This is a genomic window from Methylobacterium sp. Leaf113, from assembly GCF_001423325.1.
In the GTDB taxonomy this organism is placed as follows: Bacteria; Pseudomonadota; Alphaproteobacteria; order Rhizobiales; family Beijerinckiaceae; genus Methylobacterium.
On the sequence record NZ_LMNJ01000045.1, the window covers coordinates 248752 to 263287 of the forward strand.

Below are 14536 nucleotides of genomic sequence, written 5' to 3' on the forward strand. Positions count from 1 at the left end.
TTTTGCGCAATTTTGATTCTGACTTCATCCCGGATCTGCCGAACAATCGGCAACGAACACGTTTCCTCCCGGAACGACGTCGATCATCTGCGCATTTTGCGCAGTTCGTCAATAATATTGCGCAAGTCGCGCACAACTGGCGGGGTCGGGACAGGCACGGCGGGCGCGAGTGACGGGTCCAGCGATGCGGCGGAGGCCAGCGCGCGTCCGGTGGCGTCGCGCCAGGGGCGGCCTCGAACCGCCTACGCGAGATGGCGGAGCGATGGCTTCGCACAGGGGACCTTCGCCCGGCCAACGGCCGCGCTGCGCGTCTCGGGACTGTCGGATTCGCGGATGCCGATCGAGAACCGCCCCGTCGATCGGATGGTCGCGTCGGAGCCGATCCGGCAGGGCGGGACGGCGCTCTTCGTCGGATCTGAGAGAGGGGCGGCGTTCGCAAGGCTGGAACGGCGTACCCTGGCGGCGCCGGCACGCTTGTCCAGCCAGAGCCGCGCGCCTGTTTCGACGCGCCGCGCGCCTGTTTCGACGCGCCGCGCGCCTGTTTCGACGCGCCGCGCGCCTGTTTCGACGCGTCGCGCGCTCGGCGCGCGACGGAGTCAGCGCGTCACGTAGACCTGCGTGCCCACCGAGACGCGCTCATACAAGTCGGTGATGTCCTGGTTGTACATGCGGATACAGCCGTAGGAGGCGTAAGTGCCGATGGAATTCGGCCGGTTGGTGCCGTGGATGGCGTACTCGCCGCCCGCGAGGGTCATGGCGGCGACGCCCATGGGATTGGACGGCGATCCACCGGCGATCACCGAGGGCAGACGCGGGTTGTCGCGCTTGACCTCGCGCGGCGGCGACCAGGCCGGCTCGACATACTTGCCGTCGATCTGGGTGGCGCCGCTCCACTGTTTGCCGGGCTTGCCGACGGCCACTGGATAGCGAATCGCGGTGCCGTCGCCGTTGACGAGATAGAGGCGGCGCTCCGAGGTGCGGACGATGATCGAGCCGGGCATCACGCCTTCATGAAAGGCGACGACCTCGCGCGCCTGGGCCGAAGCCACCAGGAAGTTTGCTTCCCCGCCGTTCACCCCGAGGACCGCCCCTGCGAGCGCCAAAACCCATCTGCCCTGCCGAACCATGACCCGTGCCTTCCGAAAGCGTGACCGTTTGCCCGATCATCAATCGCGCATCCAAGGTCTCGTTCCGGTAAAGCGAAGTGCTGAGCGTGCCGTATGACCCGGAAATCAGCAAGCGCGGTAAAGTCCCGCGACCACAATCAAGCTAAATCCGAGTGTTCATCTTTAGACTTCATTGACTCTGTTGATCCGAACGGTCCTTAGCGCTCGATCAGGGTCATGCCGGATGCGAGCCGCTGCTGCCAGCCGTGACGGACAAGCTCCGGGTCTTCGTGCTCCTCGACCGGAAACCCGACGCAGAGATAGGCCACGAGGCTCCAGGCACAGGGAACGTCCAGCGTTTTGCAGACGGCTCCAGGCTCGAGGATCGAGACCCAGCCGACTCCCAGTCCATGGGCGCGGGCTGCGAGCCAGAAGGTCTGGACGGCGGTGACGACGGAGTAGCGCAGCATTTCCGGCATGGTCGCCCGCCCGAGGCCGTGGCCGGTCACCGTGGCCTCGTCGCAGAACACCGCGAGGTGCACCGGCGCTTCCCGCAGGCCCGCGAGCTTCAGCCGCACATAGGCCTCGCGCTGCTCCGCCTGATAGGCTTCGGCCGCGGCCGCGTTGCACCGCTCGAAACTTGCGATCACCGCGGCGCGGCGGTCCGCATCGCTGACGCGGACGAAGCGCCAGGGCTGGCTGTTCCCGACCGAGGGGCTGAAGGCCGCCAGGTCGAGGCAGCGCTGCAGCAGCGTCTCGTCCACCGGGTCGGTCCGAAAGCGGCGCACGTCGCGGCGCCAGGCGAACAAGGTCGTGAGCGTCTCACGAAAATCGGCATCGAAGCTGGCCACGATCCGTCCCCGCGGTACATTTCAGTCTTCTTAGCCGGACTTTGCCGCCGCGGCAGAAGATTTTCGTCGCGGCGCGGGCTTCGCAGGCAAACTTGAAAAAAAGGGCCGCGCTCCGAAGAGGCGGCCTGAAGTCCTTGGGTCTCGAAACCTCTGGAATGTCGGTCCCGTGGACCCGGGCGCCGGCCGAGGAGCTGGGGAGCCGTGAAGATCGGACGCCGCACCGGCACGGGATCGACGAAGTTTCGGCCACAGGTATCGGCGCTCATCAAGGCCGACCCTGGGCCTGACGGCGGCAAAATCGTGATGATGGGTCTTGCCGGCGCCCGGCCGAATCGCCGCCCTTGCGGGTGGGAAGGCACGGCACCATGATGAGGGATCAATCCCCGGACAGGAGCGACGATGAGCGAAACAACCGGTGCCGATCCGCGATTGCCCGAGCCTGCCGCCCGGGTCATCCCCTTCCCGAACGTGCCGGTCACCCCTCAGATCGCCTTCGACCGTGCCGAGCTGCGCGTGATCTTCAATCTCTACGGCCGGATGGTGTCGCAGGGGGAATGGCGCGACTACGCCCTCGATTTCCGCCGCGACAAGGCGGTGTTCTCGATCTATCGGCGCAGCTCGGAGATGCCACTGTACCGGGTCGAGAAGGACCCGAAGCTAGCCCGGCGTCAGGGCGCCTACGCGGTGGTGGCAGCCTCCGGGCTGGTGATGAAGCGTGGCACCGATCTCGCCCGGGTGTTGGCCGTGCTGGAGCCGCCCCTGCGCGCGGTGTGACGCGGGGGGCGATACACCGAGGGCAAGGGGCGCCGCTCCCCAGACGTTGTCAGCCGGACCAACCCGTTCGACATGAAAAAGGCCCCGGCGGTGTCCCGCCGGGGCCTTTTCTTCGTTGGAGATTCGGTTCGCTTAGCGGCGGTCGCCGAGGAGCGAGAGCAGCATCTGGAACATGTTGATGAAGTCCAGGTACAGCGTCAGGGCACCGTTGACCGAAAGCTTGGCCGCACCCTCGGCATCGGCGCCGCTATAGAGGAACATCTCCTTGAGCTTCTGCGTGTCGTAGGCGGTGAGGCCTGCGAAGATCAGGACGCCGATCACCGAGATCGCGAACTGAAGCGCCGAAGAGGCGAGGAAGATGTTCACCAGCGAGGCGATGATGAGGCCGATCAGGCCCATCACCAGGAACGAGCCCATGCCCGACAGGCTGCGCTTGGTGGTGTAGCCGTAGAGGCTGAGACCGCCAAACGTCGCCGCCGTGATGAAGAACACCCGCACCACGCTGGCGCCCGTGAACACGAGCAGAAGCGAGGACATCGAGGCGCCCATCACCGCCGCGAAGGCGAAGAAGGTCAGGCGCGCCGAGGAGGCGGACATCCGGTCCATCCGCATCGAGAAGATGAAGATGAAGGCGAGCGGCGCCAGCATCACGACCCACTTCAGCGGGCTGGTGTAGAGCAGCTGGCCGAACGGCGTCAGGGCAAGGCCGCCGGCCGCCGTCTGCGCGACGGCGGCCATGTTGAGGCCCAGCGCCACGAGACCCGAGATCCCGAGACCAACGACCATGTTGTTGTAGACGCCGAGCATGAAGCTGCGCAGACCCTGGTCGATCTCGACCTGGCTACCGGCGTACCCGGTCGGCTGAGCGCCGTACCGGAAGGGGCTGTTATCGAATGCCATGGGAGTTTCCCTTGGAAGCTCTCTCAGCGTGTGATTTCGGAAGGAGGCTCACGCACAGGACCTCTGGCACCCTGCGGCGCCTCAGGACGAAATATGTTCGGTCACGCTGCCCTGCACAAGGGGCCAGCCAAGGCTGAAAGGGCTGAATCGCACCCGCCTGTGCTGCTATTTTCCTACTTTCGTCGGGGATTAAATCCGTCCGTCGACAGGTGAGGATTGAACGAGGCCCGGTTAACCAAGGCACAGTGCCCCGGTCTGGTCTTCGGAACCAAGCGCGCCTGTGCGGCGGATCAGGCCGCCGCCTTGTCGAGGCAGCACTTCTTGAACTTCTTGCCGCTGCCGCAGGGGCACGGGTCGTTGCGGCCGACGCTCTTCAACGGGTTGCGGACGGGCTGGCCGACATCCTCGGCCGTCCAGGCCAGAGCCGCGACCGGGTCTTCGATCAGTCCGAACCGCTCCGGGTCGAAGCGCGAGAGGTCGTCGGGGCGCGCCTCCGCGTGGCGCAGGGTCTTGGCGAACCAGGGTGGATCGCTGAACTCGTCGGTCAGCCGCCCGTCGCGGCGCGCGGCACGGACGCGGGGCTCCAGTTCGCGCAGGCCCAGCAGGGCGATGGCCTCTTCCCAGCCGGCCCAGCTGACATCCCCCTCCACAGCGGTCCGCTTGTCGTCGAAGCGGACCAGCAGGTCGCGCGCCACCGGCAGCGGAATCCGGCCTGTCTGCGTCAGATAGGCCAGGGCGGCGAAGCCCTCGTGCCGGACCATGCCGTCCGTGGTGCTGTCGACCAGCAGGGCGGAGAGCGGATCGACCCCGCCGTCGAAGACGCTGACCAGGATCTTGGCCAGCGTCGTCGTCACGGCGTCGCCGATCAGGATGTCGAGGGCCTCCCCGTCGGCGTGCAGTAGCCGCACCAGCGGCTTGAACACCCGCGTGTCGCGCGCGGCTGCCAGGACATGCAGGCCCCAGAACAGCAGGTCGGCCTCGGCCTCCGCGAGGTCCGGCGGCCCGGCCGCCCGATCGAGGACGTCGAGCACCGCTTCGGCGATCCGGTCCGGCTCCGCCAGGGCCTCGCGCATCTCGCGGACCGGGAGGTGCTTGGCCGCCGAGAGCGCGGAGACGAGAGCCGGATCGAGCATGCGTGCGGTGTCCTGTCAGGAGCGGAGAGTCGCCCCGGTCTTGCGTCCGACCTCGGCGACGATGCGGGCGGTCACCGCCTCGATCTCCGCATCGGTGAGGGTCCGATCGACCGGCTGGAGCCGGACCGCGATCGCCACCGACTTCGAGCCTTCGGGGATGCCGACACCCTCGTAGATGTCGAAGACGTCGATGCCGGTGATGAGCTTGCGCTCCGCTCCTTGCGCCGCCTTCACCACCTCGCCGGCAGCGACATCGCGTCCGACCACGAAGGCGAAGTCCCGCGAGATCGGCTGGAAGTCCGACAGCCCGAGGGCGGGCTTCACCTTGGTGGGACGGTATTTGGGAAGCGGTACGGCGTCGAGGGTGATCTCGAAGGCGACGAGCTGTCCTTTGAGGTCGAGGGCCTTCATCACGCGCGGATGCACCTCGCCGAAGAAGCCGACCGGGTTCTTGGGGCCGAACTGGAGCGTGCCGGACCGGCCCGGATGCAACCAGCCGGGCCCGCCCGCCACGACCTGCAGGCCGCCGGTGGGAATGCCGAAGGCGGCCAGCAGGGCCAGGGCGTCGGCCTTGGCGTCGAAGGCGTCGACGGCGTCAGTCCGCGCATCCCAGTGGCGTCCCGCACCCGCATGGGTCGCGGTCCCGCGCCGGATGGCGGCGGCCCGGATGGTCTGGCCCTCCGGCTGGTCGTCGGCGAAGCACTGGCCGACCTCGAACAGGGCGACGTCGGCGCTGCCGCGGTCGGCGTTGCGCTGGGCGGCGCGGAGCAGGCCGGGCACCAGACTCGGGCGCATGTCCGAGAGATCGGCGGCGATCGGATTGGCCAAGGCCAAGTCCGCCCCGCCGCCGCCGAACAGGACCGCGTCGTCGTGCGGGATGAACGACCAGGTCACGGCCTCGACGAGGCCTCGGCTCGCCAGCGCCCGTTTGGCGAGGCGCGTGCGCTTCTGCAGCACGGTCAGCACCGGCTTGCCCACCGCCGCCTCGATACGCGGCAGCGGCTTCGGCTCGATGCGGTCGAGCCCGGCGATGCGGATGATCTCCTCGACGAGGTCGGCCTTGCCCTCCACGTCCGGGCGCCAGGACGGAGTGAGCACCTTCACCCGGTCGCCCGAGCCGGCGACGTGGAAGCCCAGGGCCTCCAGGGACACCTTCATCTCGGCCCGGGACAGCTCGATGCCGGCCAGCCGCCGGGTCTCGGTCCAGGGGAAGTCGATGACGCGCTCCGTCTGCGGCGGCTCGCCGACGATCACGGGCTGGCTCGGACTACCGCCGCAGATCTCCAGCACGAGGCGGGTGGCGAGGTCGAGGCCCGGCAGGGTGAAGGCCGGATCGACGCCACGCTCGAAGCGGTAGCGGGCATCCGTGATGATTCCGAGCCGGCGGCCGGACTGGGCGATGTTCACCGGGTCCCACAGGGCCGATTCGATGAGGACATCGGTCGTCGACGCGTCGCAGCCCGAGGCCTCGCCGCCGATGATGCCGGCGATCGACTCGACGCCGTTGTCGTCGGCGATGACGACGGTATCCTCGCTCAGCGCGTAGGTCTTGCCGTCGAGAGCTTTCAGCGTCTCGCCGTCCCGGGCACGACGCACCATGAGGCCGCCCGCCACCTTGGCGGCATCGAAGACGTGGAGCGGCCGGCCGCGATCGAAGGTCAGGTAATTGGTGATGTCCACGAGCGCGTTGATCGGGCGCAGGCCGAGCGCCCGCAGGCGCGCCTGCATCCAGTCGGGCGACGGGCCGTTCGTGACGCCGCGCACGAGACGCAGGGTGAAATAGGGGCAGAGGCCCGCATCGGGCGCCGCGAAGTCGAGGGTGACGGGCACCGGACAGGCGCCCTCCCCGCGGACCGGCGGCTGCGGCGGCCGCTTGAGATCGCCGAGCCCGGTCGCCGCGAGATCGCGGGCGATGCCGTGGATCGAGGTGCAATCCGGCCGATTCGGAGTCAGATTGATCTCGACCACCGGGTCGTCGAGCTTGGCGTAGAGAGCGTAGGGCCGGCCCGTGGGCGCGTCCTCGGACAGGTCGAGGATCCCGCTCGATTCCTCGCCGAGGCCGAGTTCCGCGCCCGAGCACAGCATGCCGTGGCTCTCGACGCCGCGGATGGTGCCGACCGCCAAGGTCTTGTCGAGGCCCGGAACGTAGGTGCCGGGGGGCGCGAACACCGTCTTCATGCCGGCGCGGGCATTGGGGGCGCCGCACACCACCTGGAGCGGCTGGCCATCGCCGGCGTCGACCGTGCACACGCGCAGGCGATCGGCATTGGGGTGCTGCTCGGCCGTGAGGACATGCGCCACCACGAAGGGCTTCAGGCTGGCGGCCTTGTCCTCGATGCCTTCGACCTCCAGACCGATCCGCGTCAGCGTCTCGGCGATGGTTTCCAGGGAGGCCTCGGCATCGAGGTGGTCCTTGAGCCAGGAGAGGGTGAATTTCATGGGTTCGGCTCTTCGACTCAGATTGGTCGGGGTTTGGCGACCAGGAGGATCGCGAGTTCGAGACGTTGCGGCTTCTGCAGTTCTTCGATCAGCGCAATGGTCTGCCGAGCCGAAGCGATGATCGTCTGGGTCCGCTCCAGACTGACAGGAAGGACCGGCGACGCGTAATCGGCCGCATGTCGATCGTCCTGAAGCTTGGTGAATGCGGCACCGATTGCGAGAACCGTCGAGCCGATCCGTTCCGCGGCCTTGCCTGCGAGGCGCGTTTTTGCAGACCCATGATCCACAGATCGATAGATTGGATCGTGTGTCCCCGTTCTGCTCCAGCCGACCAGTTCATCCGCGCACAGGTAACAGAGCGCGTGGAACACCGCGTAATAGGCCGTACTGACAGCTCGGCGCATGGCCGCTTTCCTGACGTTCGGCGTACCGGGCGACAGCGCCAAGCCGTCCGCAACTTCGAGGAGATTATAGACCAGCGGGTTACCCAGCTTCGGCATCACTCGGTCTCGGCCGTATCGTCGGGTGGCAGGTCCTCGTTGGACACGGAGAAATCGAGATAGGGAAAGCGCTCCTCCCCATTCGCCAAAAGCTCGCTCCGCAACAGGCCTATGGCCCTGACCGAGGGGCGCTGGGCGGCCGGTACGGCCGAGGGCTTGAAGTGAGCAACGATCGCCAGCGCCTCGTCTCCGGCGTGATCGACGTAAGGGCGCACCTCCGCGCGATCGAAGCCGAACGGGCCAAGCGTTTCGCTCAAGGTCCGATGAACGATCGTTTCGATATCCGTCGCGGTCATGGCCTGGATCCCTCTGATGACCTAGCCCGTCAGACCGGCCACCAAGCTCGGAATGTCGAGCGGCCGGAACCCGTAATGGTCGAGCCAGCGCACATCCGCCTCGAAGAACGGGCGCAGGTCGGGCATGCCGTATTTCAGCATCGCGATCCGGTCGATGCCGACGCCGAAGGCGAAGCCCTGAACGCTGTCGGGATCGAGGCCGCAATTACGCAGCACGTTGGGGTGAACCATGCCGCAGCCGAGGATTTCGAGCCAGTCGGTGCCCTCGCCGAAGCGGATCTCGCCGCCCTTGCGCGAGCACTGGATGTCGACCTCGGCCGACGGTTCGGTGAAGGGGAAGAAGGACGGCCGGAACCGCATCTTCACCGACTCGACCTCGAAGAAGGTGCGGCAGAACTCCTCCAGAACCCATTTCAGATTGGCGATGTTGGCCGCCTTGTCGATCACCAGTCCCTCGACCTGATGGAACATCGGCGTATGCGTCTGGTCCGAATCGTGCCGGTAGGTCCGGCCCGGGCAGATCACCCGGATCGGCGGCTGCTGGGCCCGCATGGTCCGGATCTGCACCGGCGAGGTGTGGGTCCGCAGCACCTTGCGCTGACCGTTGCGGTCTGGAGCCAGGAAGAAGGTATCGTGCATCTCGCGGGCCGGGTGGCCGGGCGGGAAGTTGAGGGCGGTGAAGTTGTAGTCGTCGGTCTCGATGTCGGGACCTTCGGCCACCGAGAAGCCCATATCGGCGAAAATCGCCGTGATCTCGTCCATGACCTGGCTGATCGGGTGGACGCGGCCGCGTACCTCCGGCGCCTCGCGCACCGGCAAAGTCACGTCGATGCGCTCGGCCGCGAGACGGGCGGACAGCGCCGCCTCGGCCAGCGCATCGCGGCGCGCGGCGAGGGCGCCCTGCACCCGGTCGCGCAAACCGTTGATCAGGGGACCGCGGGTCTTGCGCTCGTCGGGCGTCATCGACCCCAGGGTCTTCAGGAGTTCGGAGACCGACCCCTTCTTGCCGAGGGCCGCGACGCGCACGGCATCGAGGGCGGCCTCGTCGGACGCGTCCGCGACCTGACGCAGCAGGTCGCCTTCGAGGGTATCGAGATCGGTCATCGATTCAACTCACCGGCTGCGGCGCCGACCCCGAGAGGGCCGGGCGGGCTCGATCGGCCTGGGGCGAGGGTTTTCCCGGGCGGCGCCCGCAATGCAAGCGGCGGGGAGCCGGAAAACACCCGTGTGGTACGAAAAGACGAAAGGCGCGGCTCCCCGGGGGCGCCGCGCCTTTCGTGAAGAACAGCGCTCGGCTCGCGGGCGAGCCGGGCTCGCCTCAGGCGGCCTTGGCGGCCGGAAGGGCAGCCTTGGCCAACTCGACCACTGCCGCGAAGGAGGCGGGCTCGTGGATGGCGAGCTCGGACAGGGCCTTGCGGTCCACCTCGATGCCGGAGATCGACAGGCCGTTGATGAAGCGCGAGTAGGTCAGGCCATGCTCACGGACCGCGGCGTTGAGGCGCTGGATCCAGAGCGCGCGGAACGTGCGCTTCTTGTTCTTCCGATCGCGGTAGGCATACTGCATGCCCTTCTCGACCGCCTGCTTGGCGATCCGGATCGTATTCTTGCGGCGGCCGTAATAACCACGGGCGGCCTTGAGGACTTTCTTGTGCTTCGCGTGACTGGTCACGCCGCGCTTGACGCGGGCCATGGGTGTTCTCCTGGATTACGAAAAAAGCAGTGTCGGCGTCGTGAAGGCTTACCGGCTGTTCGGCAGGAAGTACTTCTTCACGTTGGCAGCATCGCCCTCGAACAGGGTGGTGGTGCCGCGCAGGTTGCGGATCTGCTTCGTCGTCCGCTTGATCATCCCGTGGCGCTTGCCGGCCTGGGCATACATGACCTTGCCGGTGCCGGTGATCTTGAAGCGCTTCTTCGCGCCCGACTTGGTTTTCAGCTTGGGCATTTGGCTCTCCTGAACGCGCAGCGGCTCCGATCCGGTTCGGATCGAAGAGATGCGCTCGGTTGATGCTTCTGATGGAGCAGCACGAACCGCCACGGCAGCCCTATCGGCCGGGCGGTTCAACGCGAGGGGGCTATGACAGAAAAGCGACGCGGGTTCAATGCCGGGTTTGGCGCCGAGCTTCCGGGCCCTGCTCTGGCCATGCCGCGAGCCATGCCCCGGCCCAAGTTTCGGCAATGTCCTGCGCCAGACCCGAGGCGGGATCCCGCGCAACGTCGGCAGCTGGAAATTCCCTCGGAATTGCGGCGCGCGGTTGCTTGACAGCCCCCGGCCCGGAACCTACACCCCCGACACCGCCGGAAACGGGGCGGGACGTCAAGCGGGCGTAGCTCAGTTGGTTAGAGTGCCGGCCTGTCACGCCGGAGGTCGCGGGTTCGAGTCCCGTCGCCCGCGCCACGTCACTTCTGTTCCGAATCTAGGATGCGGGCGTAGCTCAGTCGGTTAGAGTGCCGGCCTGTCACGCCGGAGGTCGCGGGTTCGAGTCCCGTCGCCCGCGCCATCGTGTTCGCGACACGGTTCATCTCGCTTTTGCCTCCTTCCGCCCTACCCTTCTCCTGTCATCGGACCGGAGAGCGACGGATGTCGGGCGTCTTCTTCCTCTATTTCACTGTCTGCCTCGCGCGCGCGCCGGACACCTGCGAGTCGCGCAAGCTCGCCCTCGATGTCGAGGACGCCCCGGCCTGCCTGCACGTGGCCCAGCCGCAATTGGCCCAGTGGATCGGCACGCATCCCGAGTTTCGCATCATGGCCTGGCGCTGCGGCGCGCCGCCCCGCGATCACGGCACGCGGATCTGATCGCTCCACCGACCGTGGCCGACGCACCACAGGCGTGAGACGGCGCGCCCCAACTCGGAGCACGCCGCGTTTTCGCCGCATCGGACCGGGAAGGCCTTCACACCCGAAGCCTGCCGCGAGTCCCGTCCCAAACCATGCCTTCTGAAACTCTAGCCCCCGAAATCGCGACATCCGTTCACGCCACCCCCCTCCCCTGTCCTCGGTCGAGATTCTCCGGGTCCGAGGCCGGCGCGCGGATCGCCGCCCTATCCCTTCTCCTGGTGCTGGCCGGTTGCGGCTCGCCGGCGAGCCTGCTCGCACCCGATCAGCCGACCAGCGTGGTGATCCTCGACGAACAGGCGGCTGCCGCCGCGATCTCACGCTACCGGGCCCAGCACGGCCTCGGCCCGGTGGTAATCGATTCGAGCCTGATCCGGGCCGCATCCTATCAGGCCGCCTCCAACGCGAAGGCCGGGCGCCTGAGCCACGAGATCGGCGGCACCTTCAATGCCCGGATGGCGGAAGCCGGGTTCGGCCGCGCCTACGCCTCCGAGAATCTCAGCGCCGGCTCGGCCACCTTCGACGAGGTGCTGGCCCGCTGGAAGAATTCACCCGAGCACAACCGAAACATGTTGATGCCGCAACTCAAGCGCGTCGGCATCGCCCGGGTGGACGCACCCGGCACTCGCTACAAGCGCTTCTGGGCCCTGGTCATGACCGGCGGCTGACTAGGCGCCGTCGGTATCCGCCTCGGCCAGCCCATCCTGCAGGGACCGGATGATCGTCCGCATCTCGGGTACCATCGCGATGGCCTTGGCGATGCGCTGCGCCTCGTCCCGGGTCATCACCCCGGTCGCGGCCCGCCGATCGGCATCGTCGGAGAAGTACGTCCAGGCCACCGCAAGCCCTTCGCCGTCCTCGACGCAGAAGCTCTCGGCCCGCTCGACCACGATCCAGGGCGGCGGGAATCCCCGCGCGGGCTGCAGATCCGTTCCGGCTTCATCGCTCACGGATGCCCCCCTGCAGAAATCGTCGCTCGCCCGGGAGTCCTACGCGATGGCGCGCGCGCCTGCACGCCTCATGGGACAGCAGACCTGACGACAGGTGTCTGGTGGGCGGTGACGGGCTCGAACCGCCGACCCTCTCCGTGTAAAGGAGACGCTCTACCAACTGAGCTAACCGCCCGATGCGCCGCTTCGTAGCGGAAGCGGAGGATCGGGCGCAACCCTCTTGCCTGCATCGCAGCCCTCACCGCAGAGAAAAGGCCCCGGCGTATCCGCCGAGGCCTCGTGTCGCATCAGGGTCTGCTCAGCCCCGGAGGGGTGAGCATGAGCGCCCTAGTGGGCGATCACCGTCGCGGATTCCTCGTCGGCGATCACGGGACGGACCTTCGGGGCAGGCTCCTCCCATTCGATCGCCTCGGGGACGCGGACCAGGGCGTGCTGCAGCACTTGGTCCATCCGCGAGACGGGGATGATCTCCATCCCGTTCTTCACGCTGTCGGGCACCTCGGCGATGTCCTTGGCGTTCTCCTCGGGGATGAGGACCGTCTTGATGCCGCCGCGCAGAGCCGCGAGCAGCTTTTCCTTCAGGCCACCGATCGGGAGCACCCGACCGCGCAGGGTCACCTCACCCGTCATCGCCACGTCGCGACGCACCGGAATGCCCGTCAGCGTCGAGATGATCGCGGTCGCCATGCCGATGCCGGCGGACGGACCGTCCTTCGGGGTCGCCCCCTCCGGAACGTGGACGTGGATATCCCGACGCTCGAAGAGCGGCGGCTCGATGCCGAAATCGACGGCCCGCGAGCGGACGTAGCTCGCCGCAGCGGAGATCGATTCCTTCATCACGTCGCGCAGGTTGCCCGTGACCGTCATCTTGCCCTTACCGGGCATCATGACGCCTTCGATCGTCAGCAACTCGCCGCCGACTTCGGTCCAGGCCAAGCCCGTCACCACGCCGACCTGATCCTCCTCGTCGATCTCGCCGTAGCGGAACTTCGGCGGGCCGAGGAAGACCGGCAGGGTCTCCTCGGTGACGGCGACGGCCTTCACCTTGGTGATGAGGATCTCCTTCACCGCCTTGCGGATCAGGTTGGAGATCTCACGCTCCAGGTTGCGGACGCCCGCCTCCCGCGTGTAGCGGCGGATGAGCATCAGCAGGCCGGCATCGTCGATCTGCCACTCCTTCGCGTCGAGACCGTGCTTCTTCACGGCGCCCGGGATCAGGTGCTTGCGCGCGATCTCGAGCTTCTCTTCCTCGGTGTAGCCGGCGATGCGGATCACCTCCATGCGGTCCATCAGGGGTGCAGGGATGTTCAGGGTGTTGGCGGTGGTGACGAACATCACGTTCGACAGGTCGTAATCCACCTCTAGATAATGGTCGTTGAACGTGGCGTTCTGCTCCGGGTCGAGAACCTCCAGCAGGGCGGCCGACGGATCACCCCGGAAGTCCATGCCCATCTTGTCGATTTCATCGAGCAGAATGAGCGGGTTCGAGGTCTTCGCCTTGCGCATCGACTGGACGATCTTGCCCGGCATCGAGCCGATATAGGTCCGGCGGTGGCCGCGGATCTCGGCTTCGTCACGCACGCCGCCGAGCGACATACGCACGAACTCGCGACCCGTCGCCTTGGCGATGGATTTGCCGAGCGACGTCTTGCCGACACCCGGAGGTCCGACGAGGCACAGGATCGGGCCGGTGAGCTTGTTCGCACGCTGCTGCACGGCAAGGTACTCGACGATCCGCTCCTTCACCTTGTCGAGGCCGAAATGGTCCTCGTCGAGCATGACCTGGGCGCCGAGCAAGTCCTTCTTGATCTTTGAGCGCTTGCCCCACGGGATGCCGAGCATCCAGTCGAGGTAGTTGCGCACCACGGTCGCTTCCGCCGACATCGGCGACATTTGGCGCAGCTTCTTCAGCTCCGCCACCGCCTTGTCGCGAGCCTCCTTGGTGAATTTGGTCTTCTCGATCTTCTCCTCGAGCTCGGCCAGCTCGTCCTTGCCGTCCTCGGAGTCGCCCAACTCCTTCTGGATCGCCTTCATCTGCTCGTTGAGGTAGTATTCGCGCTGGGTCTTCTCCATCTGCCGCTTCACGCGGGTCCGGATGCGCTTTTCCACCTGGAGCACGGAGATCTCGCTCTCCATCAGCGACAGCACGCGCTCGAGGCGCTGCGCCACCGTGGGGATCTCCAGGATCGCCTGCTTGTCCGCGATCTTGACCGCGAGGTGCGAGCCGACGGTATCGGCGAGCTTCGAGGGCTCGTCGATCTGGGTGACGGCGGAGACGACCTCGGGCGAGATCTTCTTGTTGAGCTTCACGTAGTTCTCGAACTCGGCGATGACCGAGCGTGCGAGGGCTTCCGCCTCGACACTGTCACCGAGTTCGTCGGTGAGGGTCTCGGCCTCGGCCTCGTAATAGGTGTCGGACTTGGTGAAGCGCGAGATCTTGGCGCGGCCGGCGCCCTCGACCAGCACCTTCACGGTGCCGTCGGGCAGCTTCAGCAGCTGCAGCACGCTGGCCAGGGTGCCGATCTTGTAGATCGCGTCCGGCGAGGGGTCGTCCTCACTGGCATTGATCTGCGTCGCCAGGAGGATGTGACGGTCAGTGCGGACCGCCTCCTCGAGGGCGCGGATCGACTTCTCGCGACCGACGAACAGCGGCACGATGATGTGCGGGAAAACGACGATGTCGCGCAGGGGAAGGACGGCATAAGAGCCCGTCGAGCCCGGAACGACCGGCTGGCGCGATTTCGATTGAGTCAT

General features: G+C 66.9%; 15 protein-coding genes and 3 tRNA genes. 5 read left to right on the forward strand and 13 right to left on the reverse strand.

The features are described from left to right. Window positions 1-596: 596 nt before the first annotated feature. Both ASF60_RS19290 and bluB read right to left on the reverse strand, forming a co-directional pair. Window positions 597-1127 carry a L,D-transpeptidase gene (locus ASF60_RS19290; RefSeq protein ID WP_056188852.1) on the reverse strand — a complete coding sequence of 177 codons (531 nt, stop codon included), beginning with the start codon at window positions 1125-1127 and terminating at the stop codon, window positions 597-599. Between the two features lie 197 nt (window positions 1128-1324). Then, window positions 1325-1957 (reverse strand): 5,6-dimethylbenzimidazole synthase, encoded by a 633-nt coding sequence (gene bluB, locus ASF60_RS19295; protein WP_244477030.1) that lies wholly within the window; start codon window positions 1955-1957, stop codon window positions 1325-1327. 399 nt (window positions 1958-2356) lie between these two features. Here bluB and ASF60_RS19300 point away from each other — a divergent pair, with 399 nt between their 5' ends. Next, window positions 2357-2731, forward strand: coding sequence for a DUF2794 domain-containing protein (locus ASF60_RS19300; RefSeq protein WP_056188858.1), 375 nt, complete (start codon window positions 2357-2359; stop codon window positions 2729-2731). 132 nt (window positions 2732-2863) lie between these two features. Here ASF60_RS19300 and ASF60_RS19305 read toward each other — a convergent pair whose 3' ends face one another. From ASF60_RS19305 to rpmI, 8 genes are all read right to left on the reverse strand, one after another. Then, window positions 2864-3631 (reverse strand): Bax inhibitor-1/YccA family protein, encoded by a 768-nt coding sequence (locus ASF60_RS19305; protein ID WP_056188862.1) that lies wholly within the window; start codon window positions 3629-3631, stop codon window positions 2864-2866. Between the two features lie 290 nt (window positions 3632-3921). Then, complete coding sequence (locus ASF60_RS19310; protein ID WP_056188863.1) at window positions 3922-4764, reverse strand: DUF1186 domain-containing protein; 843 nt, start codon at window positions 4762-4764, stop codon at window positions 3922-3924. A 15-nt stretch (window positions 4765-4779) separates the two neighbouring features. Further along, entirely contained in the window at window positions 4780-7203 is a 2424-nt protein-coding gene (gene pheT / locus ASF60_RS19315) for a phenylalanine--tRNA ligase subunit beta (RefSeq protein ID WP_056188865.1), read from the reverse strand. Window positions 7204-7220: 17 nt separating this feature from the next. Next, window positions 7221-7703, reverse strand: a complete 483-nt coding sequence (locus tag ASF60_RS19320; RefSeq protein WP_056188870.1) for a hypothetical protein — start codon at window positions 7701-7703, stop codon at window positions 7221-7223. Then, entirely contained in the window at window positions 7703-7999 is a 297-nt protein-coding gene (locus ASF60_RS19325; RefSeq protein ID WP_056188872.1) for a hypothetical protein, read from the reverse strand. Before ASF60_RS19325 ends, ASF60_RS19320 begins: the two co-directional genes overlap by 1 nt. A 21-nt stretch (window positions 8000-8020) precedes the next feature. Continuing rightward, window positions 8021-9103: a phenylalanine--tRNA ligase subunit alpha gene (pheS, locus tag ASF60_RS19330; RefSeq protein ID WP_056188875.1), complete on the reverse strand. Its 1083-nt coding sequence runs from the start codon at window positions 9101-9103 to the stop codon at window positions 8021-8023. Between the two features lie 214 nt (window positions 9104-9317). Then, window positions 9318-9689, reverse strand: a complete 372-nt coding sequence (rplT, locus tag ASF60_RS19335) for a 50S ribosomal protein L20 (protein ID WP_056188878.1) — start codon at window positions 9687-9689, stop codon at window positions 9318-9320. Window positions 9690-9737: 48 nt separating this feature from the next. Further along, the gene (rpmI, locus tag ASF60_RS19340; protein WP_018044555.1) at window positions 9738-9941 is read right to left on the reverse strand and encodes a 50S ribosomal protein L35; all 204 of its coding nucleotides are present in this window, start codon (window positions 9939-9941) and stop codon (window positions 9738-9740) included. 376 nt (window positions 9942-10317) lie between these two features. On the opposite strand from rpmI, the gene ASF60_RS19345 reads away from it, so the two are divergent. From ASF60_RS19345 to ASF60_RS19360, 4 genes are all read left to right on the forward strand, one after another. Continuing rightward, a tRNA-Asp gene (locus ASF60_RS19345) sits at window positions 10318-10394 on the forward strand. A gap of 26 nt (window positions 10395-10420) precedes the next feature. After that, window positions 10421-10497: transfer RNA gene (locus tag ASF60_RS19350), tRNA-Asp, on the forward strand. An 80-nt stretch (window positions 10498-10577) separates the two neighbouring features. Then, window positions 10578-10793 carry a hypothetical protein gene (locus ASF60_RS19355; protein ID WP_056188881.1) on the forward strand — a complete coding sequence of 72 codons (216 nt, stop codon included), beginning with the start codon at window positions 10578-10580 and terminating at the stop codon, window positions 10791-10793. A 134-nt stretch (window positions 10794-10927) separates the two neighbouring features. After that, complete coding sequence (locus ASF60_RS19360; protein WP_082508081.1) at window positions 10928-11500, forward strand: CAP domain-containing protein; 573 nt, start codon at window positions 10928-10930, stop codon at window positions 11498-11500. On the opposite strand, the gene ASF60_RS19365 is transcribed toward ASF60_RS19360, so the two are convergent. From ASF60_RS19365 to lon, 3 genes are all read right to left on the reverse strand, one after another. Then, window positions 11501-11782, reverse strand: coding sequence for a hypothetical protein (locus tag ASF60_RS19365; protein ID WP_244477029.1), 282 nt, complete (start codon window positions 11780-11782; stop codon window positions 11501-11503). It abuts the gene before it with no gap. A 99-nt stretch (window positions 11783-11881) separates the two neighbouring features. Further along, a tRNA-Val gene (locus ASF60_RS19370) sits at window positions 11882-11957 on the reverse strand. Window positions 11958-12109: 152 nt separating this feature from the next. Further along, window positions 12110-14536: an endopeptidase La gene (gene lon, locus ASF60_RS19375; protein WP_056188882.1), complete on the reverse strand. Its 2427-nt coding sequence runs from the start codon at window positions 14534-14536 to the stop codon at window positions 12110-12112.